The organism is Pseudomonas sp. B21-021, assembly GCF_024749205.1.
Classification (GTDB): domain Bacteria; phylum Pseudomonadota; class Gammaproteobacteria; order Pseudomonadales; family Pseudomonadaceae; genus Aquipseudomonas; species Aquipseudomonas paraglycinae.
The window spans coordinates 337686-359857 of sequence record NZ_CP087192.1; the positions used below are offsets into that span (position 1 = coordinate 337686).

At 59.0% G+C, this 22172-nt stretch carries 23 protein-coding genes and 1 tRNA gene; 15 read left to right on the forward strand and 9 right to left on the reverse strand.

Going from position 1 to position 22172, the window contains the following annotated elements; translation table 11 throughout:
* The first annotated feature begins 139 nt into the window (after window positions 1–139).
* The 3 genes from LOY31_RS01480 to LOY31_RS01490 all read left to right on the forward strand — a co-directional run bounded on the left by LOY31_RS01480 (window position 140) and on the right by LOY31_RS01490 (window position 4795).
* Complete coding sequence (locus tag LOY31_RS01480; RefSeq protein WP_258712741.1) at window positions 140–3052, forward strand: aminotransferase; 2913 nt, start codon at window positions 140–142, stop codon at window positions 3050–3052.
* 178 nt (window positions 3053–3230) lie between these two features.
* Window positions 3231–4337 carry an agmatine deiminase gene (gene aguA / locus LOY31_RS01485; protein WP_258712742.1) on the forward strand — a complete coding sequence of 369 codons (1107 nt, stop codon included), beginning with the start codon at window positions 3231–3233 and terminating at the stop codon, window positions 4335–4337.
* A 245-nt stretch (window positions 4338–4582) separates the two neighbouring features.
* Window positions 4583–4795 (forward strand): hypothetical protein, encoded by a 213-nt coding sequence (locus LOY31_RS01490; protein ID WP_007952633.1) that lies wholly within the window; start codon window positions 4583–4585, stop codon window positions 4793–4795.
* 65 nt (window positions 4796–4860) lie between these two features.
* On the opposite strand, the gene LOY31_RS01495 is transcribed toward LOY31_RS01490, so the two are convergent.
* Complete coding sequence (locus LOY31_RS01495; RefSeq protein ID WP_258712743.1) at window positions 4861–6948, reverse strand: TonB-dependent siderophore receptor; 2088 nt, start codon at window positions 6946–6948, stop codon at window positions 4861–4863.
* A 255-nt stretch (window positions 6949–7203) separates the two neighbouring features.
* Here LOY31_RS01495 and LOY31_RS01500 point away from each other — a divergent pair, with 255 nt between their 5' ends.
* From LOY31_RS01500 to LOY31_RS01525, 6 genes are all read left to right on the forward strand, one after another.
* Window positions 7204–7872, forward strand: coding sequence for a DsbA family protein (locus LOY31_RS01500; protein WP_258712744.1), 669 nt, complete (start codon window positions 7204–7206; stop codon window positions 7870–7872).
* Between the two features lie 299 nt (window positions 7873–8171).
* Window positions 8172–9458 carry an OprD family porin gene (locus tag LOY31_RS01505; RefSeq protein WP_258712745.1) on the forward strand — a complete coding sequence of 429 codons (1287 nt, stop codon included), beginning with the start codon at window positions 8172–8174 and terminating at the stop codon, window positions 9456–9458.
* A 233-nt stretch (window positions 9459–9691) separates the two neighbouring features.
* Window positions 9692–10438 carry a 2OG-Fe dioxygenase family protein gene (locus LOY31_RS01510; protein ID WP_085608635.1) on the forward strand — a complete coding sequence of 249 codons (747 nt, stop codon included), beginning with the start codon at window positions 9692–9694 and terminating at the stop codon, window positions 10436–10438.
* A 79-nt stretch (window positions 10439–10517) separates the two neighbouring features.
* A complete protein-coding gene (locus LOY31_RS01515; protein WP_007952618.1) occupies window positions 10518–10895 on the forward strand; it encodes a GNAT family N-acetyltransferase in 378 nt (125 codons plus the stop codon).
* Complete coding sequence (locus LOY31_RS01520) at window positions 10892–11608, forward strand: AzlC family ABC transporter permease (RefSeq protein ID WP_085608636.1); 717 nt, start codon at window positions 10892–10894, stop codon at window positions 11606–11608. Before LOY31_RS01515 ends, LOY31_RS01520 begins: the two co-directional genes overlap by 4 nt.
* Window positions 11587–11904: an AzlD domain-containing protein gene (locus tag LOY31_RS01525; protein WP_007952614.1), complete on the forward strand. Its 318-nt coding sequence runs from the start codon at window positions 11587–11589 to the stop codon at window positions 11902–11904. The genes LOY31_RS01520 and LOY31_RS01525 overlap by 22 nt, the downstream gene beginning before the upstream one ends.
* Here the strand turns inward: LOY31_RS01525 and LOY31_RS01530 are convergent.
* Window positions 11821–12747: a LysR family transcriptional regulator gene (locus tag LOY31_RS01530; RefSeq protein ID WP_085712740.1), complete on the reverse strand. Its 927-nt coding sequence runs from the start codon at window positions 12745–12747 to the stop codon at window positions 11821–11823. The genes LOY31_RS01525 and LOY31_RS01530 overlap by 84 nt on opposite strands.
* A gap of 378 nt (window positions 12748–13125) precedes the next feature.
* On the opposite strand from LOY31_RS01530, the gene LOY31_RS01535 reads away from it, so the two are divergent.
* From LOY31_RS01535 to LOY31_RS01545, 3 genes are read left to right on the forward strand one after another with little or no spacing between them, the layout of a single operon-like run.
* The gene (locus LOY31_RS01535; RefSeq protein ID WP_007952610.1) at window positions 13126–13344 is read left to right on the forward strand and encodes a 4-oxalocrotonate tautomerase family protein; all 219 of its coding nucleotides are present in this window, start codon (window positions 13126–13128) and stop codon (window positions 13342–13344) included.
* Complete coding sequence (locus LOY31_RS01540; protein ID WP_258712746.1) at window positions 13341–13985, forward strand: DsbA family oxidoreductase; 645 nt, start codon at window positions 13341–13343, stop codon at window positions 13983–13985. The genes LOY31_RS01535 and LOY31_RS01540 overlap by 4 nt, the downstream gene beginning before the upstream one ends.
* A 33-nt stretch (window positions 13986–14018) precedes the next feature.
* A complete protein-coding gene (locus tag LOY31_RS01545) occupies window positions 14019–14729 on the forward strand; it encodes an SDR family NAD(P)-dependent oxidoreductase (protein ID WP_258712747.1) in 711 nt (236 codons plus the stop codon).
* 58 nt (window positions 14730–14787) lie between these two features.
* Here LOY31_RS01545 and LOY31_RS01550 read toward each other — a convergent pair whose 3' ends face one another.
* A complete protein-coding gene (locus LOY31_RS01550; protein ID WP_258712748.1) occupies window positions 14788–15054 on the reverse strand; it encodes a DUF3077 domain-containing protein in 267 nt (88 codons plus the stop codon).
* 496 nt (window positions 15055–15550) lie between these two features.
* Here LOY31_RS01550 and LOY31_RS01555 point away from each other — a divergent pair, with 496 nt between their 5' ends.
* Window positions 15551–15976 (forward strand): type II toxin-antitoxin system HicB family antitoxin, encoded by a 426-nt coding sequence (locus LOY31_RS01555; RefSeq protein WP_221533616.1) that lies wholly within the window; start codon window positions 15551–15553, stop codon window positions 15974–15976.
* 312 nt (window positions 15977–16288) lie between these two features.
* On the opposite strand, the gene LOY31_RS01560 is transcribed toward LOY31_RS01555, so the two are convergent.
* Window positions 16289–17146 carry a DUF5677 domain-containing protein gene (locus tag LOY31_RS01560; protein WP_258712749.1) on the reverse strand — a complete coding sequence of 286 codons (858 nt, stop codon included), beginning with the start codon at window positions 17144–17146 and terminating at the stop codon, window positions 16289–16291.
* A 338-nt stretch (window positions 17147–17484) separates the two neighbouring features.
* Between LOY31_RS01560 and LOY31_RS01565 the strand changes: the two genes are divergently transcribed.
* Window positions 17485–17802 (forward strand): hypothetical protein, encoded by a 318-nt coding sequence (locus LOY31_RS01565; protein WP_007952604.1) that lies wholly within the window; start codon window positions 17485–17487, stop codon window positions 17800–17802.
* Complete coding sequence (locus LOY31_RS01570) at window positions 17792–18076, forward strand: DNA-binding transcriptional regulator (protein WP_007952602.1); 285 nt, start codon at window positions 17792–17794, stop codon at window positions 18074–18076. Before LOY31_RS01565 ends, LOY31_RS01570 begins: the two co-directional genes overlap by 11 nt.
* Window positions 18077–18196: 120 nt before the next feature.
* Here LOY31_RS01570 and LOY31_RS01575 read toward each other — a convergent pair.
* From LOY31_RS01575 to LOY31_RS01595, 5 genes are all read right to left on the reverse strand, one after another.
* Window positions 18197–18272, reverse strand: a tRNA-Thr gene (locus LOY31_RS01575).
* Between the two features lie 76 nt (window positions 18273–18348).
* Complete coding sequence (locus LOY31_RS01580) at window positions 18349–19164, reverse strand: FkbM family methyltransferase (RefSeq protein WP_085608641.1); 816 nt, start codon at window positions 19162–19164, stop codon at window positions 18349–18351.
* 344 nt (window positions 19165–19508) lie between these two features.
* Complete coding sequence (locus LOY31_RS01585) at window positions 19509–20744, reverse strand: SAM-dependent methyltransferase (RefSeq protein WP_258712750.1); 1236 nt, start codon at window positions 20742–20744, stop codon at window positions 19509–19511.
* On the reverse strand, window positions 20725–21414 hold the full coding sequence (locus tag LOY31_RS01590; protein ID WP_007952568.1) for an ABC transporter permease: 690 nt from the start codon (window positions 21412–21414) through the stop codon (window positions 20725–20727). Before LOY31_RS01590 ends, LOY31_RS01585 begins: the two co-directional genes overlap by 20 nt.
* Window positions 21411–22106 (reverse strand): ABC transporter permease, encoded by a 696-nt coding sequence (locus tag LOY31_RS01595; protein ID WP_007952567.1) that lies wholly within the window; start codon window positions 22104–22106, stop codon window positions 21411–21413. Before LOY31_RS01595 ends, LOY31_RS01590 begins: the two co-directional genes overlap by 4 nt.
* Window positions 22107–22172 lie beyond the last annotated feature (66 nt).

Here is a 22172-nt window from a genome sequence, read left to right on the forward strand (position 1 = left end):
GCGCAAAGTGCGGGAGGGTGCGAGGGGGGCATGCAAATCCACCTGCCTCGCAGGGCGTCGGGGGACGGATGGTCGGGGGTTGCTTATCGCCCGTAGCAATGGCGATATAGGCGCCTAATAAAATTTCAGGGGTCGTTCCATGTCGTTCGCCACGTTGATTCATCGCGCCAGTTTGCCCAGCCCTCAGGTTTCGCTGGAGCAGGCCCGGCATCTGCTGGCGCAGCATTACGGCTTGAACGGCACGTTGCAGGCCCTGGGCAGCCAACAGGACCTCAACTATCGCGTGGACAGCGAGCGTGGGCGGTTCGTGCTGAAGATCTGTCGGGGCGACTATTCGCTGGTCGAACTGCAAGCCCAGCATGCTGGCCTGAAATATCTGGCTGAACACTGCGATGTCCACGTTCCCCGGGTCATCCCGGCCAATGACGGCCAAGACCTGCTGACCCTGGACGTCGGTGGAGAATCGGTGCATGTGCGACTGCTCGATTACATTGAGGGCCAGCCACTGACGGCTCTCGATCATCTTGGCCATGAGGTTGTTGCCGGGTTCGGCCGGCTCTGCGGCGAAATGGATCTGGCCCTGGCCGGGTTCGACCATCCGGGGCTCGAGCGCACATTGCAGTGGGACGCGCGCCACGCCAGCGCACTGATCGAGCACCTGCTGCCGGTGATCGAAGACGAGCGCCAGCGTGCGCTGATCGCCGAGGCTGCCGAACAGGCCAGGCTTCGTTTGCAGCCGCTGCTGGAAAAGCTGCCGGTGCAGGCGATCCACATGGACATCACCGATGACAACGTGGTCTGGCAGCGTGACGTCCGGCGGCACTGGCAATTGCAGGGCGTTATCGATTTCGGCGATCTGGTGCGCACCTGGCGCATCACCGATCTGTCGGTCACCTGCGCCGCGCTGCTGCATCACGCCGCCGGCGATCCGTTCGTGATTCTGCCGGCCGTGCAGGCTTATCACGCGGTCAATCCGCTGCAACACGAAGAACTGCTGGCGCTGTGGCCGCTGATCGTGGCGCGGGCGGCGGTGCTGGTGCTCAGTGGCGAGCAACAGGTCAGCATCGATCCGGGCAATATCTACAGCCGCGACAACCTGACCCACGAGTGGGAGATCTTCCGGGTCGCCACTTCGGTGCCGCTGGCATTGATGGAAGCGGCGATTCTCACGGTGGTCGGCCAGACATTGCCAGCCATCGACAGTGAAGGCTTTGCGCCGTTGTTGCCCGATCTGGTCGGGCGCGAATTCGCGTTGATCGATCTGGGGGTGTTGAGCGCGCACTTCGAGGCGGGCAATTGGGAGCAGCCTGGCATCGATCAGCGTCTGTTGAGTGAGGCAGCGGCCATACAAGGTCTGGCGGCCAGCCGATACGGGCAATACCGGTTGTCGCGCACCCGGCCTGATAGCGCCGATGAGCCAGAGACATTCCCGCTGCACGTCGAATTGCACGTGCCCCAGGGTTCGACGGTGGAAGCGCCGTTTGCTGGCGTACTTCACCTGTCGGCCGACGGCGCGCTGCGACTCGACGGCCCGCAAATGAGCCTGCGTTTGTGGGGCGTGAAACCTTCGTTGCACGGCGGCGCAGCGCTGGTCAAAGGCCAGGTGCTGGGTTCGGTGGACGGTCCGTTGATCGTGCAATTGATTCGCGGCGCACAGCTTGAAGCGCCGCTGTTCTGCACGCCAACCCGCGCGGCTGCTTGGCAAGCACTTTCCCCATCACCGGCCGCGCTGCTGGGCCTGGCCTGCGACGCCGAACCCGAGCTGGACGCGGCAACCCTGCTGGCGCGCCGCGACGCCAGTTTCGCCCGCACCCAGAAGCATTATTACGTCGACCCGCCGCGCATAGAGCGCGGCTGGCGCAATCACCTGATCGACATGCAGGGCCGCTCCTATCTCGACATGCTCAACAACGTCGCGGTGCTCGGCCACGGTCATCCGCGCATGGCGGCGGTGGCGAGCCGGCAGTGGTCGCTGCTCAACACCAACTCGCGATTTAACTATGCGGCGGTCGCCGAGTTTTCCGAGCGCTTGCTGAAGCTGGCGCCGGAGGGCATGGATCGGGTGTTCCTGGTCAACAGCGGCAGCGAGGCCAATGACCTGGCGATTCGCCTGGCGTGGGCCGCCAGCGGTGGCCGCGACATGATCAGCGTGCTGGAGGCCTATCACGGCTGGACGGTCGGCGCGGACGCGGTCTCGACCTCGATTGCCGATAACCCGCAAGCCCTGAGCAGTCGCCCGGACTGGGTGCATGCGGTCACCGCTCCAAACACCTATCGCGGCGAATTTCGCGGCCCGGATTCGGCGCCGGATTACGTGCGCAGCGTCGAACATCATCTGGCGAAGATTGATGAGCAGAAACGCCAACTGGCCGGGTTCATCTGCGAGCCGGTCTACGGCAACGCGGGCGGGATCTCGCTGCCGCCGGGTTACCTGAAAAAAGTCTATGAACTGGTGCGCGCCCGGGGCGGCGTGTGCATTGCCGATGAGGTGCAGGTCGGTTACGGGCGCATGGGCCACTTCTTCTGGGGCTTCGAAGAGCAAGGCGTGGTGCCGGACATCATCACCATGGCCAAAGGCATGGGCAACGGTCAGCCGCTGGGTGCCGTGATCACCCGCCGGGAAATCGCCGAAGCGCTGGAAGCCGAGGGCTATTTCTTCTCGTCCGCCGGCGGCAGTCCCGTGAGCTGCCAGATCGGCATGGCGGTGCTCAATGTCATGGAAGAAGAAAAACTCTGGGAAAACGCCCAAGTGGTAGGCGCTCACTTCAAGGCCCGGCTTGAGGCGTTGATCGATCAATATCCGTTGGTCGGCGCGGTGCACGGTTCCGGGTTCTATCTGGGGGTCGAGCTGATCCGCAATCGGGAAACCCTGGAACCGGCGACCGAGGAAACCACGCTGTTGTGTGATCGCCTGCGGGAGCTGGGGATTTTCATGCAGCCAACCGGCGATTACCTGAACGTCCTGAAGATCAAGCCGCCGATGGTCACCTCGCGTCAGAGCGTGGATTTCTTTGTCGACATGCTGGCGAAGGTGCTGGAAGAAGGGCTCTGAGGCGATGCGAACCCGACAAATACCGATTTGTATCGGTATTTGTCGGGTTAAATTGAGATTGTTTTTTCTTTATGGCTTCTAAAGCCGATATTTATCGTTTATAAAGTCGCCATAGTCCGTCGTCCAACCCTGTACGGCGTGTTGAAAAACCTCGACGGTTCCCTGGAGTCTGATCGACATGACCAAATTGAAAAGCACACCACGCGCCGATGGCTTCTACATGCCGGCCGAATGGGCACCGCAAACCCAGACCTGGATGATCTGGCCCGAGCGTCCGGACAACTGGCGTCTGGGCGGCAAACCGGCACAGGCCGCTCACGCCGCCGTGGCCAAAGCCATCGCGCGTTTCGAACCGGTCACCGTGGCGGTCTCCGCCGGCCAGTACGAAAACGCCCGTGCTCGCCTCGACGTGCCGAATATCCGCGTGGTCGAGATGTCCAGCGATGACGCCTGGGTTCGCGACAGCGGCCCGACTTTCGTGATCAACAACAGCGGCGAAGTGCGCGGCGTGAACTGGGACTTCAACGCCTGGGGCGGTTTTGATGGCGGCCTGTATTCGCCGTGGAACCGTGATTCCCAGGTCGGCGGCAAGATCCTCGAAATCGAGCGCAGCCCGCGCTACCGCACCGAAGGCTTCGTGCTCGAAGGCGGCTCGATTCACGTCGACGGCGAAGGCACCCTGATCACCACCGAAGAATGCCTGCTCAACCGCAATCGCAACCCGCACTTGGGCCGCGAAGAAATCGAAGCGGTGCTCAGCGAAAACCTGTCGGTGGACAAGATCATCTGGCTGCCGGATGGCCTGTTCAACGACGAAACCGACGGCCATGTGGATAACTTCTGCTGCTACGTGCGCCCGGGCGAAGTGCTGCTGGCGTGGACCGACGATCCGCAGGATCCGAACTACCCGCGCTGCCAGGCCGCGATGAAAGTGCTGGAAAGCAGCACCGACGCCAAGGGCCGCCCGTTCACGGTGCACAAGATGCCGATTCCGGGGCCGTTGTTTGCCACTGAAGAAGAGTGCGCGGGCGTGGATCCGGTGGACGGTACTCAGGAACGTAACCCTAGCGTGCGTCTGGCCGGTTCCTACGTGAACTTCCTGATCGTCAACGGCGGCATCATCGCGCCGAGCTTCGACGATCCGATGGACGCTCCGGCCCGGGAGATCCTGCAGAACCTGTTCCCGCAACACGAAGTGGTAATGGTGCCGGGTCGCGAACTGTTACTGGGGGGCGGCAACATTCACTGCCTTACCCAACAGCAACCCGCGCCGCACAAAGAGTGAGTGCGGATGTAACAGCTTGAGTTGATTGGAAAATCGACCGGGCAGTCATTTGTTGCCCACGCTTGAAGAGAAACCCGCAGCCCGTCAGGACTGCGGGTTTCTTTATGTCCGCCGGTCGACAATTTCACGACATTGGCATAGCTCTTGTATCGCTCATGGCGCACTAGGGAGGGGGGAGAACTTCAACAGTTCTGTCATAAACCTTGGATAACGTAGCCGCTCACGAACGGGGAGAGAGCGCTGAAATGAACGCCGAAGTGAACGTAATCAGCGAGCGGACGTTGCATCCCATGGCCGTAAATAGTGAGTCGCTCCAGATTGTCGCGCACTGGTTGAAGTCCAATGGAACGCGTCAGATCAGGGAACCTGATCCGCGCCGGATGATGATCGAGCGTTACCCCGCTGGCCTGTTCAGCGAGGCCGAACTGGAAGCACTTTGGGATGTGATGGAAGGATAAGAAGAACAAACAAGGATTGTAAAAAGCGCTGCCGGGATGGCAGCGCTTTTTTTATGGGCGCGATATCAGAAGCTGTAGGTGCCGGTGACCACCAGGCTGCGCGGAGCGCCCGGCTGGATCTGGAATGCGCTGGTGGCCGACGAGTAATACTCGCGGTCGGTGATGTTGTTCAGGGCGCCACGCAGGTCCCAGTCCTTGTGGCGGTAGCCGACCAGTGCGTCCCAGCGACCGTAGCCCGGCAGCACGGTGGTGTTGGCGTTGTCGGCATAACGCTGGCCGACCAGGGTCAGGCCGGTTTCGGCGTACCAGCCCATTTCCGGTTTCCAGGTCAGGAACAGGCTGCCGTTGCGCTTGGCCACGTTGTTCACGCGTTTGCCTTCCAGGCCGTTGTTGTCCTTCTCGATGGTCGCGTCCTGCACACCGACGCCGCCGCGCACATACCAGTTGCCGACGATCTTGCCGGTACCGGTCAACTCGATCCCGCGCGAGCGTTGCAGACCGCTGAGCACGGTCAGGGTCGGATCGTTCGGATCGGTGGTGCGACGGTTGTAGAGTTCCAGCTCATAGACGGCGAGGGTGGTGCTCAGGCGATCGTCGAGCCAGTCGCTCTTCACGCCAATTTCCTTTTGCTTGGTCAGTTCCGGGCTCAGGTCGTTGGTATTGCCGGCCGCGCCCGGAGTGATACCGATCAGACCACCGCCGACCGGCGAGAACGTCTTGGTCCACGAGGCGTAGAACGAGTGGTTCTGCAGTGGCGTCCAGACCACGCCGAAACGCGGGCTGGTGCTGTGGCTGTCACGGTCTTCGGAGATGTTGCGCAGCTTGTTGGTCGACTCGATATCGAAGGTGTCGTAGCGCAGGCCGGCCAGCAATTGCCATTGATCATTCAGGCGCAGTTGATCCTGAACGTAGACCGCGCGGCTTTCGACTTCGGTGTGGCTGCTGCTCGACACCTGCATGCGCCCGGTGTGGCGCAGGTCGCGGTTGGGGTTGTACAGATCCAGCGATGGCACCGGTTGAGTACCACGGCCGGTGGCGGCGTTGTACAGCGTCGGGTCGCGGCGCTGGCTGCCGGTTTCGAGGCCGGTCAGCAGGCGGTGCTCCAGGCCGAAGGTTTCGAAACCGCCTTCCAGCTCAACGTTGTTGAATACGTTGCGGGTGGTCAGGTCCTGCTGCCAGTGCTGGCGGGTGACTTTCCTGGTCGCCGGGGTGTAGCCGGTGAGGTAGGTGTTGTCGAAATCGCTGTCGAGCTTGAACACACCGAGTGTGTGGCGCAGCTGCCAGTTGTCGTTGATTTCATAAGCCAGTTTCGAGCGCAGGGATTGCGTCTTGTCGTCGATGAAATCGTGATCGTTGCCGTAGGTCGTGTCCCGGCCGACATCTGCCGGACGTCCATTGACGCCGGGAATGCCGCGATCCGGCGTGCGGTTGTAGCGGCTGTATTCGTATTGCACCAGCCAGTTCAGATCTGGGGTGAGCTGCCAGCTCATCGACGGTGCGAACAGTTGGCGATTGCCGCTGACGCCGTCGCGGAAGCTGTTCTCGTCCATGTTGCCCATGTTCAGGCGCAGGCTGATGTTGTCGCTCGGGTCGGTGCTGAGGTCGGCGTACAGGCTGCGCAGATCTTCGCTGCCGCCCTGGGCCTCGATGGTCGAGCGACGACCGAATTCGGGTGCCTTGCTGACGCGGTTGACGATCCCGCCCTGGCTGCCACGGCCGTACAACACAGCGGCCGGGCCTTTGAGCACTTCGACGCGTTCGATGTTGTGCAGGTCGCGCTTGTACTGGCTGTCGTCGCGGATGCCGTCCAGATAGAAGTCGTTGCTGGCGTCGAAGCCGCGGATGCGCAGGCTGTCGAAGCGCGTGTCGCCGCCGCTGCTGACGTTGGGCATGCCGCTCAAGGCGTCGCCCAGGTCATTGGTGCCGTAGCTGGCGAAGTTGGCGGTCTTGACCGAGTCGATCGCCTGGGGCACGTAACGTACAGGGGTTGAGGTGCGCGTGGCGGTGTTGCTGACCTTCACGCGCGGGTCGTCGGCCTGGGTTTCGGCACTGATCGAAGTGGCGGGCAGTTCGGTCGCGGAGTAGGCGAAACCGGAAGACAAAAAGGCAGAAAGCCCAAGCGTGACGGGCGTGAGACGGAACGGGGCAGGCATTGAAAAGCGCATCCGAAAGGGTGGAAGAATTCGAGCGCGCAAATGGTAATGCTTTGCATTTACTTCCGTTAATTATTCCTGAAAGGTTCCGTGGTTTGATTGTGTCAATTTATTTCATGTTTGTGTCGGAACGGATAACGAGCGCATTTGACCGATTGCCGAAACAGACTGAAAGCCATTCCGGCGTTTTTCCGCAACGACCGAGGGACTAATGTGCCGACATCATTTTTCCCACCTTCAGACCGGAGCTTTCCGATGACGCTTCATTACATCTACGACCCGCTGTGCGGCTGGTGCTATGGCGCCAAACCCTTGGTGCAGGCCGCGCAGCAAGTGCTGCCGGTGATCGCCCACGCCGGCGGCATGATGACCGGCGCCAACCGCCAAAACGTTACGCCGCAACTGCGCAATTACGTGATGCCACACGACCGACGCATTGCCGAATACACCGGTCAGCCATTCGGCGACGCCTACTTCGAAGGCTTGTTGCGCGATCACTCGGCGGTGTTTGATTCGGCACCACCGATTGCTGCTGTGATGGCAGCGGAAAAAATCGACGGTCGTGGCCTGGAACTACTTGGCCGTTTGCAGACTGCGCACTATGTCGAAGGGCGGCGAATCGCCGACGAAAGTGTGCTGTTGGAATGTGCGGTGGAGTTGGGCTACAACGCCGATATTTTCTTGAACACCGTGCAGTCCGTCGACACCGAACAACATATAAAGAACAGCCGCGCCCTGTTGGCAAAAGTTGGTGGGCAGGGTTTTCCAACTTTTGCACTGGAACAGGACGGTCAGTTCACACTGGTTGATATCGGGCCGTGGCTGGGCAAGTCCGAAGCCTTCGCTCAATGGCTGAGCGAGTCGTTTACACCCGCGCCAGGGACTGAAACCCTGCAGGTCTGTGGCCTCGATGGTTGCGCGTAATCCCGCATCAAAAACCCTGACTGCGAGCAATTCCGTGCACGAAGCCATCGCAAAATTTACTTTTTTTAGACGTTTTTCGCCTATTTAAAGACGATTCTTGAAATTGACACATTGTTGAGGGCGCGGCTACGATTCGGCCCAACGCCTGTGGCTAACCGCCATGACTCAAAATTAGGAGCAGGCCCGCCATGACATTGTCTTGAGCGGGTCTTTTTGTTTCGGGGTGAATAAAAGAGTGCAATAAGCGCCGTTTCAGCCGTTCGACACAGCGCGTTTCAACCCGTAATAAGGAAAACAAAATGTTGAACAAGCGAATCAGTCTGATCGCACTGGGGATGTTGAGTGCCACTTCGGCCATGGCTAACGACCAGGCCGAGTCCAAGGGTTTTGTTGAAGACAGCAGCCTCAAAGTGCTGCTGCGCAATGCCTACATCAATCGTGACTACAAAGACGGTAACGACGATAAAGCCGAGTGGGGCCAAGCGGCTATCGGTACGTTCTCGTCCGGTTTCACCCAAGGCACCGTCGGTGTAGGTGTGGACGCGTTCGGTCTGTACGCGCTGCGTCTGGACGGCGGCAAGGGCCGCAGCGGCGCTGGCGGTATCGACTTCTTCAAACAGGGTGACAGTGGCAACGCGGCTGACGACCTGTCCAAGGGCGGCGCAGCGGTCAAATTCCGTCTGTCCAACACCGTACTGACCTACGGCGACCAGATGCCGGCCCTGCCGGTGCTGAACTACGACAACTCGCGTCTGCTGCCGGAAAGCTACACCGGTACCTTGATCACTTCCCGAGAGATCAAAGGTCTGCAACTGGACGCCGGTCGTTTCACCGCCGAATCGCGTAAAAGCGCTGAAGGCCGTGACAGCGGTGGTCTGAAGTCGATCAACGTGTTGGGCGGTAGCTACCAGTTCACCGAACAGTTCAAGGCTGCGCTGTACGCATCCGACGTCGAAGACGTGCTGAAGAAGCAATACGTGAACGCCAACTACGTGTTCCCGATCGACAAGGATCAGTCCCTGACCCTGGACTTCAACGGTTACCGCACCAAGCTGGACAACTCCTACGTCCGCGAAAACGGTGTGACCGGCGACGACAACAAGATCTGGAGCCTGGCAGCGACCTTCGCCACCGGCCCGCACTCGTTCACCGTGGCGCACCAGCGCTCCACCGGCGACAGCAACCTGGGTTACGCCTATGGCGGTTACCAGAAAGGTCAGGGTCGCGTGGGTGACGGTGGCAACACCATCTACCTGGCCAACTCCTACTGGTCCGACTTCAACGCTGAAGACGAGCGCAGCTGGCAGTTGGGCTACGGCCTGGACTTCAGCGCATTCGGCGTACCGGGTCTGAGCTACAACTTCGCTTACGTGCGTGGCGACAACATCACCACGTCCACCAGCGAAGGCGGCACCGAGCGTGAGATCTTCAACCAGTTCAAGTACGTCGTGCAAAGTGGCCCGGCCAAAGACCTGAGCATCAAGCTGCGCAGCTCGATCCTGCGTGTTTCGCAGAAATCCAGCGAATACAACGTCAGCGGCAACGAACTGCGTGTGTTCGTGGACTACCCGATCAACATCTTCTGATGATCGGTTGAACCCGCGAAACGCGACAGAAAAACCCCGACTCGTTCGGGGTTTTTTTTTGACGCTTTTTGAAAAAACAGCATAAAAACCCGTGTTTTTGTCATTTGAAATGCACTTTCAAGCCGTTTCAAATTGCGTTTCAAATAGGGCTTTAAATGCCTGAAATTCTTTCTCATGGACGCAAATTCTCCACCTAATAGATTAGGCCGCTCAATGCAGCGGAGAATTTGGTAATGATCGTTTTAACCAGAGAAGTGGGCGAATCGCTACGGCGCGACAAGTACGCCAATGTGCAGGGTGCTGACTTCAATCTCTACGGTCATTTCGCCGACTTCGTCAGACTGACCAAAAGTTGGGAAAACATGGAGCCTGACAGTTACTACGGTCAGGCCGAAGCCGGCATGCGTTACCGTCGTTACAGCGACTTTGAATACAACCCCAAGACTCGCGAACTGAAGCAACTGGAACATCGCGCGTACGTGCAGTCCAAGGCCAACAACAGCTATGTGGGCGGCGTGGTGCGGCACTTCCAGGACTTCTCGGACGAAGTCATCAGCTCGCCGGTGATGCGCAGCCTGATCGACACCGACTTCGAAGTGTACAAAAGCGTGTTGCCGGAAGAGCTGCACGATGAGATCTGGCAGTGCCAGATCCATCAGATCCGCATCGAGATCAAGCCCGGCAAACAACTGGAAATCACTCCGGAAGGGATTCACTGCGATGGTTACCCGTTCAGTGGCGTGCACTTCTGGGGTCGCAACAATGTCGAGGGTGCGGAGAGTCGTCTGTACGACATCCACGAGCATCAACTGGCGTCGACCACCTACCAGGAAATTCTCGACACCACTTACTTCCTCGATCGCGACATGCGCCACTACGTGACCCCGGCGCGCAACACCCATACCCATGCCATGGCGTACCGGCAGATCCTGGCAATTTCCTTCTCGCGGCCCGGGACCGCTTTCGACATTGTTCGCTAATCAGATCACCCAAATAGACGGTGTCGAGTGCTCGACACCGGTGGTGCTGCGGCGCGCGACGGCCAAGGACGCGCAGCGCATGGAGCGTTTCTTCCGCCAGTTCGACGAAGTGTCGTTCTGCGAATGGCAGGACGCCAAATGCCTGCGCGGCGTGCTGATCCAGAAAACCACCACGGCGTATCTGGCCTTCGATGTTGAAGGCGAAATCGTCGGCGCGGTGCTGGGCGGCATGCTCGGCAGTCGCGGCACGATCAATCATCTGGCGGTCAGCCTGCGCTATCGCAGCCAGGGCGTCGGCCAGCGGTTGGTGGAAGCGGCGTCGGCTGACATGAAACGGGTCGGTGTGCTGCGGATGTTTCTGTTCGTCGACGATGCTAACCTCGCGGGCAAGCGTTTCTGGACGGCCCAGGGTTTTTGCGAACCTCACGGCGAGCGAACATTTGAGAGGGATCTATGAATGAAACATCCGGCAGTGCGCCGCTGATGGTCGACCGTCAGCCGTCGCGCACCTTTGCCGAAGCCAGCCCGGTGGTGGCCGGTTACTTCACCGTGTCGTTCGTGTTCGGGCTGATGGCGGTCAACGCGGGGCTGCCGCTGTGGCTGCCGGTGGCCATGTGTCTGTTCGTGTATGCCGGGGCTTCGCAATTTGCGGCGCTGGCGCTGATCAGCAGCGGGGCGTCGCTGACCACCATTGTGCTGACCACGTTTCTGATCAACGCGCGGCACATGCTGATGTCGGTCTACATGGCGAAGGCCCTGCGGGCGCTGGGTCTGAGCCGCATGGAGCGCTGGTGTTACGCCGGCGGGCTGACCGACGAATCGTTCGCCTTCCACAGCGTCAAACTGGGCACTGGTGCGCCGGTGAACATTCGATATCTGATCGGCTTCAACCTGTTCTGCCACACCTCTTGGGTGATCGGCGGATTGCTCGGCGCTCTGTGCGCGCAGTACGCGTCGCACCTGATCAAATACCAGCTCGATTACGCGCTGACCGCGATGATGCTCTACGTGCTGGTCTCGCTGTGCAACACCCGCAACAAACTCATCGCCGCTCTGGCCGCAGTCGTCTGCATGGGCGCACTGAGTCTGGTGGGCAGCTCGCCATTCAACGTTTTCATCGCCACGTTTGTGGGCTGCGGAGTGGGTGTATGCCTGACCAAACGTTCCTGATTCTGGTGGTCGCGCTGATGATGGCCGTGACCTTCCTGCCACGGGCCTTGCCGCTGCAGGTCAACACCGAGCACTGGCCGCCCTTCGTCGCCCGGGCGCTGGAGTACCTGCCGGTGGCGATCGTCGCTGCGATCAGCCTGACACCCTTGTTGATCAAGGATCAGCACATACAGCTCGATCGCCCGGAATTCTATGCAGCGATTCCGACGCTGTTATGTGCGTATTTCAGCAAAAACCTCTTTCTCAGTGTGGCGGTTGGGACGGCTGCGTACATTGCGCTCGGCTCGTTCATGTAGCGGCAGATCGACCACGTCGTTCAACGCCTGGCCGGACAGATCCGGGTTGTTCACCGCCAGGCGCACTTCGAGGAAATCCTCGAACCCGGGGAAAATCGTCAGGCCGTTCTTCTGCGCGGCCTCGCGGGAGACCATGCCGACGGCGTCCATCTGGGTGATGAGCGACAGGGTCAGCGTTTCGCTGCAGGAGTAGATCGTCCGCTGACTGTTCTCGTGATTGCCCAGCCCGGCGTCGAGAAAACGCAAAAAGCTGTGGGAATACGGACAATCTTCTGCGGGACGCACCTGAAACTTGTTGCCAAGCAACGTCAGCGGATCGTTCTCCTGACCGCAGTGCGCGCCGACCACCTGCACCTGCACTTCCGGCAGGACAATGCTCGGCAAGCCCGGGCGCTGCGGGCCGATCAACACCGCAAGGTCGAAGTCTTCGTTCTTCAGCTTGCTGAGGTTTTCCATCGACTCGGCGTAGCTGAATTCCATCTGGTAGTCGGGGAACACGTCGATCAGGCGCCCGATCAATCGCCGGTTGAAATCCGGGTCCAGCGTGGTGTTCAACGCCACTTTCAACGTGCGCTGTCCCGGTACCTTCAACGCTTCGACTTTCTCTTCCATCTGCCGCGTGGCAATCAGCACTCTGTCCATATAGGGCGTCAGCTCGGTGCCTTGCGGCGTCAGCGTCAGCCCCTTGTTGGATCGTCTAAACAAGCGGAAACCGAACTGCTCTTCGACCTTGTTCAACTGTGCGGCCAGGGCCTGCACGGTCAGGCACGAATGCTCGGCTGCGGCCGACAACGAGCCGGTCTGCACGATGCGCATGAGGTTGCGTAAGGTTCTGCTATCCATGGGTAATGCCCTCTGAAGTGGGCTGGGTATTGTTGTGTACGTGACGACCTGAACGGCGCCATTTGCCGGCTATATTCCTGTACCTGAGCATAGTTGTCGCGCAATTAGTAGCGAATTGATGTCCCCGCCGATGGCTGGAGGCTGACACAGGATCGGGGTTTTTGGTGACGTGGGGGTGATTGGGGTCAAAAAAAGTGCACGGTTTGGGTGCGTCTGCGGGTTTTTAAAAGAATTTTTGGCGCGATTTTTACAGGCTATTCATTACACCACCTCACAAATGAAGTACCCCACCCCTACTTTTTCCCCTCCCGGCACGCGCCTACATTGAGCTCCAACACCTGACCATCATCCCGAGGGCAGGTCACTGGAGTAGTCGTCATGCCATTTGTCAGCGTACGCATCACCCGCGACGGTGTTACCCGTGAGCAGAAAGCTCAGGTGATCGCCGAAATCACCGAAACCCTGGAACGCGTCCTCAACAAGCGCCCGGACCTGACCCACATCGTGATCGAAGAAGTCGACACCGATAACTGGGGCTACGCCGGCATCACCACTACCGAATACCGCCGACAACTGGCGGAACGGGGCCAGTCATGACCCCGACCGTGACCATCGATTTCGTCTCCGACGTGGTGTGCCCCTGGTGCGCACTCGGGGCGACAGCGCTGGAGCAGGCGATCGGCAATCTGGCCGGCGAGGTTTCGGTGGAGCTGACCTACAAGCCCTTCGAACTCAACCCGGACATGCCCGCCGAAGGTGAACCGGCGGTGCAGCACCTGATGCGCAAATACGGCCGCACCGCCGAAGACGTCGCGGCCGGCAAGAAGATGCAGATCGAGCGTGGCAAGGCCATCGGGTTCGAGTTCGACCTGGAGAAACGCACGCACTTTTACAACACGTTCGACGCCCATCGATTGCTGATGTGGGCAGCGCAGGAAGGGCGGCAGATCGCGCTGAAAAAGATCCTGCTGCGCGCTTACTTCCGCGACGGCGACAACCCGAACGATCACCCGACGCTGATCCGTCTGGCGACCGAAGCGGGACTGGATGCGGCGAGGGCCCGCAAGGTGCTGGCCAACGACGAATTCGCCAGCGAAGTGCGGCAACTGCAGGCGTTTTACCGGCAGCACGGGATCAACTCGGTGCCCGCGCTGATCCTGAACGGCAAGCACCTGGTGTCCGGTTCGCAATCGGTCGAGTACTACGAACAAATGCTGAAACAACTGGCTACAGCCTGATTCAACACCTACTTATTGATTGAGGATTTCATCATGAGCAACTCGAAAAAAACCGTCGTTATCACCGGTGCTTCTCAAGGTCTGGGCGAAGGCATGGTCAAGGCCTTCCGGGAACTGGGTTACAACATCGTCGCCACCTCGCGCTCGATCAAACCGTCGACCGATCCGCAGATCCTGACCATCGCCGGCGACATCGGCGACCCGGCCACCGCACAGCGCGTGATCAGCGAAGGCGTTGCACGCTTCGGCCGCATCGACACCCTGGTCAACAACGCCGGCATCTTCGTCGCCAAACCGTTCACCGCCTACACACCGGAAGACTACGCCGCCGTGCTGTCAGTCAACCTCAACGGTTTCTTCTATATCACCCAACTGGCCATCGCCGAGATGGAAAAACAAGGCAAGGGCCACGTGGTCAACATCACCACCAGCCTGGTCGACCACGCCATCGACGGCGTGCCCTCGGTCCTCGCTTCGCTGACCAAGGGCGGCCTCAACGCGGCCACCAAATCCTTGGCCATCGAATACGCCAAGCGCGGAATCCGGGTGAACGCGGTATCGCCGGGCATCATCAAGACACCGATGCACGGCGAGGAAACCCACGCGGCACTGGGGGCGCTGCATCCGGTTGGGCATATGGGCGAGATCGACGATATTGCGCAGGCGGTGGTGTATCTCGATAACGCGAACTTTGTGACCGGCGAGATTCTGCATGTGGATGGCGGGCAGAGCGCTGGGCACTGATTGATGCGGTAACACAACGCCCTTGCAGAGATGCGAGGGCTTTTTTGTGCGCGACGGTTTACGGATCTGGAGTCAGCACTTTGACCGCGTCATCGACCAGCGCCTTGCTCAACTCCTGCAAATATTGCGAGGCGCAGGCGTGGAGTTCCGGGTCGTTGGCGGCAGAGGTATCTGACGTGAGCAGTTTGGAAATGTGGAGCAGATGCGAGGCGTGGGAGAGGGCGGTGACGACCGGGACGCCGGAGTTGGTACGGAAGAGTGCGTGGCTGGACTGGAAGGAGAAATGGGTGAGGCCGAGGGTTCTCAGATCGTGGGGATTGGTCATGGCTTCACCTACCGTTTGTTGGGAGGTGGAAAGGGCAGACTTTGGATGGATCGATGCTAATCATTTGTGAAACTCCCTGTATCAAATGAGGGCTGCCAATTCGTTATCAGGCGAATGGGGTGGCAGCTATGCGCAGGCTGATAAACCGGAGATACAGGAACCCGGCAGACCCGAAGGTCTCCCACGCACAGCCGCCATTGCACGGAAATGCAGGCACAAAAAAACGCCGGCAAACGTGGGTTGGGGCGCTGGTGCGCCTGTATCTTACGCGGGTTATCAGGCCCGGTCGCTGAATTGGCAGCGACGGGTTTGACGGTAGCGCAATCGTGGCCAGGTGATGGCGAGGAGGCCGACATACTCGCATGCAACACTTATGTTGCATGGGTAACAAATATGTTGCACGGTCGCTCTACCGAAGCGGCGAGTGATGTGCGAGAGCAACATCGAATTTCGGCATGCGGTTGGACCCAGTTGTACCCCTATGAAAGGAAGCGTGATGTTCGAATATGCGTTGGAAGTTCACGAGGAGCCGAGCAGTGTATGGTTGTCCTGCGCAGAAATTCCAGAGATGCACGCCGCTGGCGACACCCTCAAGGAAGCACTCGATGGCGCGATTGATGCGATGGAAACGGCATTGTCGATTTACGTTGATGATCGCCGGTTGATTCCGACAGGTGATACGGGAGAGCAGGAAAGTGACGCGGTATTGCGTCTGCCTGCACTGACTGCCGCAAAGGTTGGGCTCTGGAATACGCTTTTGGAGTCTGGGGTAAGCAAAGCTGAACTGGCACGACGCTTGGGTGTGCAACGGCCCCAGGTAGATCGGTTAGTCGATTTCCTGCATCACTCCAAGATCGAGAATGTCGAGCGCGCGTTGCAGCAGCTTGGGCGGCGGATTTTGCTTTCGGTTGAAGCTGCTTAGGATTGGAGAAAAGCCCCCCCGACAGCGATCGCTGTCGGGGGCTTTTTCATTTGACGCGGAAAACCCAAGCCCCAGAAACAACAAAGCCCCTGCATTTCTGCAGGGGCTTCGTCTTTGTATGGTGCCGGCACCAGGAATCGCCCCCGAGATCTATTGATTACGGAAAGGTGCTTTAAACAATAAAAACAATGTCTTATGTGAATTTTTGTTGCGTGCGGACACACCAAAGCCCGCATGCTTCGCGGGCTTCGGTTCGCTTGTTACGTGGGTGTTGGCCCAGACGTCGGACGAATAGGACCTTATTCGGAAAGTTCATTCACGCGGCTGGTAAAGGAAATCCATATCGTCGGCCCGAAGATTCCACTTTTCCGCGATCACGCGTGCCTCACCCGCACCATGCAAAACGTTCCTGGCAGGGGGGAATACGCCCGCATAATGATGTGCGAAGTGTCCAAGCAGCATGACGATAACCATTAGATGGCCCGATCCCAGCATGTACTGATCTTGCAAGTTGTTCGCTTGGCCGTTCTGAATTGCCCCGATGAAATCACTGTGCACATGGCCGCTCAAAAAAGGATAGATCGAGGTGAAGTAGGTTCTGTGCAAACCCGCCTCTAATGCTAAGTCGTTCCAGTTCCAGCCAACGCCCCAGTCACCCTTACGAAGGCTTTTTTGTTGGGCTTCAGTATAGTTTTGGAAGTGCGGAGAGCCTTGGATCTCAGGCCACAAAGCGACAGCATCGTCTTCGGCTGCCTGTCTGACTGTCCGAGCATCATTTGTGGTGGCAGCCATTTTGCTCCGTTTTTTCCACCCACAATACTCCCAAACATTATGTCGGAACTCTTGTAGGGATTGGTTTCCACCGCTGAGGAGCCACGTCATCACCAGATAGTTCTCAAGCGACGAACGAGTCAGAACCGCTATTGAAGAGTGGTCAATAAAGCTGCGTGATGGGAAGGTTTGATTTTGAAACGGAGAGGGTTCCAGTAAGGTTCGCGCGGAACACATATGACGGAACAGCTTCTTTGCCAGATCATGCTGACTGAACATCCACCCAGGAACTTCCGCTTTCGGATCATGCTGCGTTGCCTGCGCAGTTATCATGTCTGCCATCAGTGCGATCAGAAGACCGAATTCCCTCTCAAGCTCTTCCTCTCGTTGATACGGCATCCACTGATCCCCCTCGTTTTTATTATGTTCGTTCAGTGTATCAGTCAGCCAGTCATCGCTGATCAGGCGCGCTCGCGCTTCTTTCTCGCCCGCGGTCTAGACGTGTCGTTGAGTGTGTTTCACTCAGTCTGAGGAGAAAAGGTGACAGAGAAAAGGTGACAGATCTATTTTTCGAATACTCATCCGATACTGGGGAGCTCCTGTGTATTGAACGTGGTTTTAGCAACGTGCATCGGTACACACAGGTCGTCTAAACCCTGCCCTCCCAAAGCTGCCAAACTCTTCATCAGACAAACGTGCATTGCCCATCTATACGGCAAAGCCGTATAGTTCCGCCCATGTATACCATTATCGAAACCGAAATTTTCAAGCGCTATGCTGACGGTATCTGGGCCGATGGTGAGCGGCATGAATTCATAAACTGGCTTGCCGCAAACCCGCTGGCTGGTGACGTCGTGCCGGGTAGCGGAGGCCTTCGCAAGGTTCGCTGGTCTCGTAGCGGAATGGGCAAGCGAGGTGGTACACGTGTCATTTATTACAACACGCTTTCCGAAGGCTCAATTTGGTTGCTGATTGCCTACACCAAGGCCAAATTTGACAACCTGCCCGCAGCCTTCCTTAAGCAACTGAAGGAGGAAATCAGCGATGGTCAATGAACTGGAGCAATTCCAGCAGGACTTGCTGGACTCTGTCCGCCAAATGAAGGCGGGAAAAGCAGCTCGTGTGACAGAGGTGCCACTTTCGGCGGCTGCTGAAGCGCGGGCCAAGGTGGGCGTTTCGCAAAGTGCGTTCGCCAAGTTGATCGGTGTGAGTCTGCGGACGTTGCAGGATTGGGAGCAGGGTCGCAGGCAGCCGACTGGGGCGGCACAGACATTGTTGCGTGTTGCTAGCCAGCATCCGGAAGCATTGCGGGATTTGCAGCCAGCCTGAGGTGAAATCGTCTACGGATTGTTGCGACTAGAAACTGGCAACACGGTTGCCGATGATCGGAAATGTGGACACTCCAGAAACAACAAAGCCCCTGCATTTCTGCAGGGGCTTTGTTTTGTATGGTGCCGGCACCAGGAATCGAACCCGGGACCTACTGATTACAAGTCAGTTGCTCTACCATCTGAGCTATACCGGCGTGTGGGCGACGATTATAGCGACTCGGGTGCTTCTGTAAACCCCTGAATTCAGACTATTTTTGCGCCCTCTGCGATTCACGCCCGGCGCAGGACGTTGCGCAGTTTTTGTACAGTGCGCCAGGCGCGGCTGTTTTGCATGGCGCGCAGTTCGGCTTCGGCTTGTTCGGCGCGTTGCAGGGCGGTTTCCAGTGCCGGGTTTACCGGGTGGGCGAGGTTGTGGCCTTTGCACAGCTGGAAGTTGTCGAGGTTGCACGGTGGCAGGTCGAACGCGGGTTTGAGGTTGATGTGTTCGTTGGCGAGGAAGAAGCTGTTGAGGCCGTCGAACAAGACGTTGGTGTAGCCGGCGTCGGTCACCAGGTGTTCCCAGGTGTGGTCGCGTTCCCATGGGGTTTCGATGAGGATGATCCAGGGGCGGAAGCGGCTGAAGTCCATGCCGCGCAGGACGGTTTCTTCGTGGCCTTCGACGTCGATTTTCAGGAAGTGGATCGGCCGCTCGGCGGCGTGTTCTTCGCAGATCGAGGTCAGTGTGCGTGCGTTGACGGTGAGGCTTTGCACGTCCATGCCGAGGTTTTTGCGTTCTTGCGCAACGACCGGGTCAGCGGTGGACAGCCCGGTGTCGGGAATGCCGTAGAAAGTCAGTTCGCCCGGCTGGTCGCTGGCCACGCATTGCAGCGTGGTGTCGCGGGGGCGATGCTGGCGGAGTGCGTCGTAGTAGTTCTGCATCGGTTCGACGTTAATACCTTGCCAGCCGCGATCATAAAAGGCTTTGGTGACCGAATCGTGGATCGGGTCATTGGCGCCGACATCGATATAAAAGCCGTTTTCAAAATACTGCAGGGCGCGCCAAAGGCGAACGTCCTCGAAATTCTGTGCGTAAGAAATGAACGTCACGGTCGCTTCCTGTCGGTCAGATTTTTCTTGTTCGGGCGCGCGCTACCTGCACGGCGTAGGTCTGTATAGCAAGGGCGGATGGCAGGCGCAATTGCCCGTTGCCGGCGTCCGCGATTCGGCGGTTATGTCCTTTTGGTCGAGGGCTTATGCACAACAGGCTCTGAAGAGGGCGGGCTTAGGCAGGTTTTTGTGGACGGGTTCTCATTTGAGTCGCAAATCCCTGTTTTGCCGGTTTTTTATTTATGTGAACAAAAAATGACCAGCGCTGTTAATGGCCTGAAACAGCCGTGGATATTGGATCCACGAGAAAACCATCAACAGAGTTATCCACAGGCTGTGAAAGATTAAACGCGTTCGGCCAGCAACAGGAAATTGCGCGGTGTGAGCGGCGCCTCGCAGAAGGTGCCGAGGCGTACGGCGTATCCCTGTTCGGAGAGGAAAAGTGCCCGATCCAGATTCAGCCAAAGCTCCAGCGGCCGTCGGAAAAGTCCGCGTAGCAGTTCCAGGTTGCGAACTTCGGCCAATCGCTGCCAACCGGCGACTTCCAGTGCTAGCCAATCTGGCGAGCCGATTGTGGATAACTCTTTGAGTGCCGCCAGGTCGCGGCAATAATCAGCAAACGGTTTCTCCAGCCAGGCGCTGGGCAGAGAAGGCGTGGGCAGGTATTCGTCGACGCCGCGCACTTGCCGTTGCAACAGATCAAAGGCCAGTCGCCTGGCCATGGAGGTGTCACGCTGACGTCGGACGCGGGCACCGGCGGTGACGGTTTCGCTCATTGGCAGTGAAAGATCTTCCAGCGAGAGCTGTAAGTCTGATCGCGAACCTGCGGAGGACAACGCCTGATATTCAGTGCGACTGATCCGGTTATAGCAGCACGGTGAAACAGCCAATTGTCGGCAACCGGCGGCACTAGCCAGATACATCAGCCGCACATGCAGATCACCGCAAGCGTGCAGGGCAACAGGCGTGTGTTCGGCGTTCAGCAATAAAGCGGTGTTTGCAGCGAGCACATCCTGCTCGACATGCAGCGCATTCAATCGATGACGCTGACTCAATGCCTGACCACTGGCAACCAGCGCCGGGTCATATTCCAGGCAGGTGAGTTGCTGATCAGCACCGAGCAGACGCCGCCCCAAATGACCTTTGCCCGAACACCAATCCAGCCAGTGTCTCGGTTGCGCGGCAAACGACAAGCGGCTGGCGAAGGCTTCGATCTGCTGCCATTTGCGCCCCGGCACATCGACATTAAGACGATGCCCGGCGGCTTCCAGCGAATGTGTAGGCAGTTCACCCACCGCACTCAACTCAAGCGACAACGCCGCCAATGAAGCAAACGGCTCCGGGGCATTCAAGAGTTCGGCAGGTTGGTTGTGGGCGTTTTCTGCATCTTCCAGCGACCGCCCGCGTAGCCACGAGGCCAGTTCCGGGTAAGACGCTTCCCAGGGCAGGTGCAGATGAGTGAACGGGCGGGGCTTCCACAACGCCTGATGGGCTGTGAGAAATGAATCCAGTGCCGTGAAACGGGCGAGCAGGGCCTCGCCCGTCAGCACGCCGGAAGAATCAGCGCCCCTGGCACGCATCGACGCGCAGCCAGCGTTCCAGCAGCTTGAAGCCGCGAACCAGAACGTAGGCCATCACCAGATAGAACACGCCGGCAGCGAAGAAGATTTCCACCGGCAGGTAAGTGCGGGCAATGATCGTGCGCGCCATGCCCGTCAGTTCCAGCAAGGTCACGGTGCTGGCCAGGGCACTGGCCTTGAGCATCAGGATCACTTCGTTGCTGTAGGCCGGCAGGCCGATGCGCGCGGCACGCGGCAGGATGATGTAGAACAACGCTTTCGGTCGGGACATGCCCAGCGCCCGGGCCGCTTCGATTTCACCCGGCGGAATCGCCTGAATCGCGCCGCGCAGGATCTCGGCGATGTACGCCGCCGTATGCAGAGTCATGGTCGCGGTGGCGCACCAGAACGGATCGCGCAGGTACGGCCACATCGAGCTGTTACGCACCGCATCGAATTGCGCCAGGCCGTAGTAGACCAGGAACAGCTGAACCAGCAACGGCGTGCCACGGAAAAAGAAGATGTAGGCGTAGGGCAAAGCGCGCACGTACCACAGCTTCGAAGAGCGGGCGATGCCCAGCGGAATCGCCAGCAGCAAACCGGCGATCACGGCGATGGCCACCAGTTCCAGGGTCAGCGTCGCGCCTTGGGCCAGTTTCGGCAGCCACTTGATGATGACTTCCCAATTCATTGAGCGCTCCTCGCGAAGCCGCGTGCGGCGCGCTTTTCCAGCAGGTGCATGCCGATCATCGCCAGCACGGTCAGGCACAGGTACATGAGCGCCGCCACCATATAGAAGGTGAATGGCTGCTTGGACACGGTCACGCCGATCTGCGCGTGGCGCATGATTTCTTCCAGGCCGATGACCGACACCAGCGCGGTGTCTTTCATCAGGATCATGAACAGGTTGCCCAGGCCGGGCAGGGCGATGCGCCACATCTGCGGCATGATCAGCCGGGTGAAGATCCGCCATTTCGACAGGCCCAGGGCCACGCCGGCCTCACGGTGGCCTTTGGGAATGGCGAGGATCGCGCCACGAAACACTTCCGTGGCGTAGGCGCCGAAGCACAGGCCCAGCGCAATGACGCCGGCGGCGAAGGCGCTGAGCTCCAGTTCGGGATTGCCGAGGAACTCACCGAGCGCGCGCATCGCGTTGACCGTACCGAAGTAGATCAACAGCACCCAGAGCAATTCCGGGACGCCGCGCACCAGGGTCGAATAGGTTCCGCCAAGCCATTGCAACGGCTTGTACGGGGAAGTCTTGGCCAAGGCGCCGAGCAGACCGAGCACCAGCCCCAGGCACAGGGCCGAGAGTGCCAGTTTGACGGTCATCAGCGCGCCGGCGAAGAGCGCCGGGCCGAATCCGTAGAGGTCGATAATCATGGATTTCTTTTCAAATCGCGGCAGGCAAGGCCGGGGATCGGCGCCGTCATGTAACGGCGCCGATCC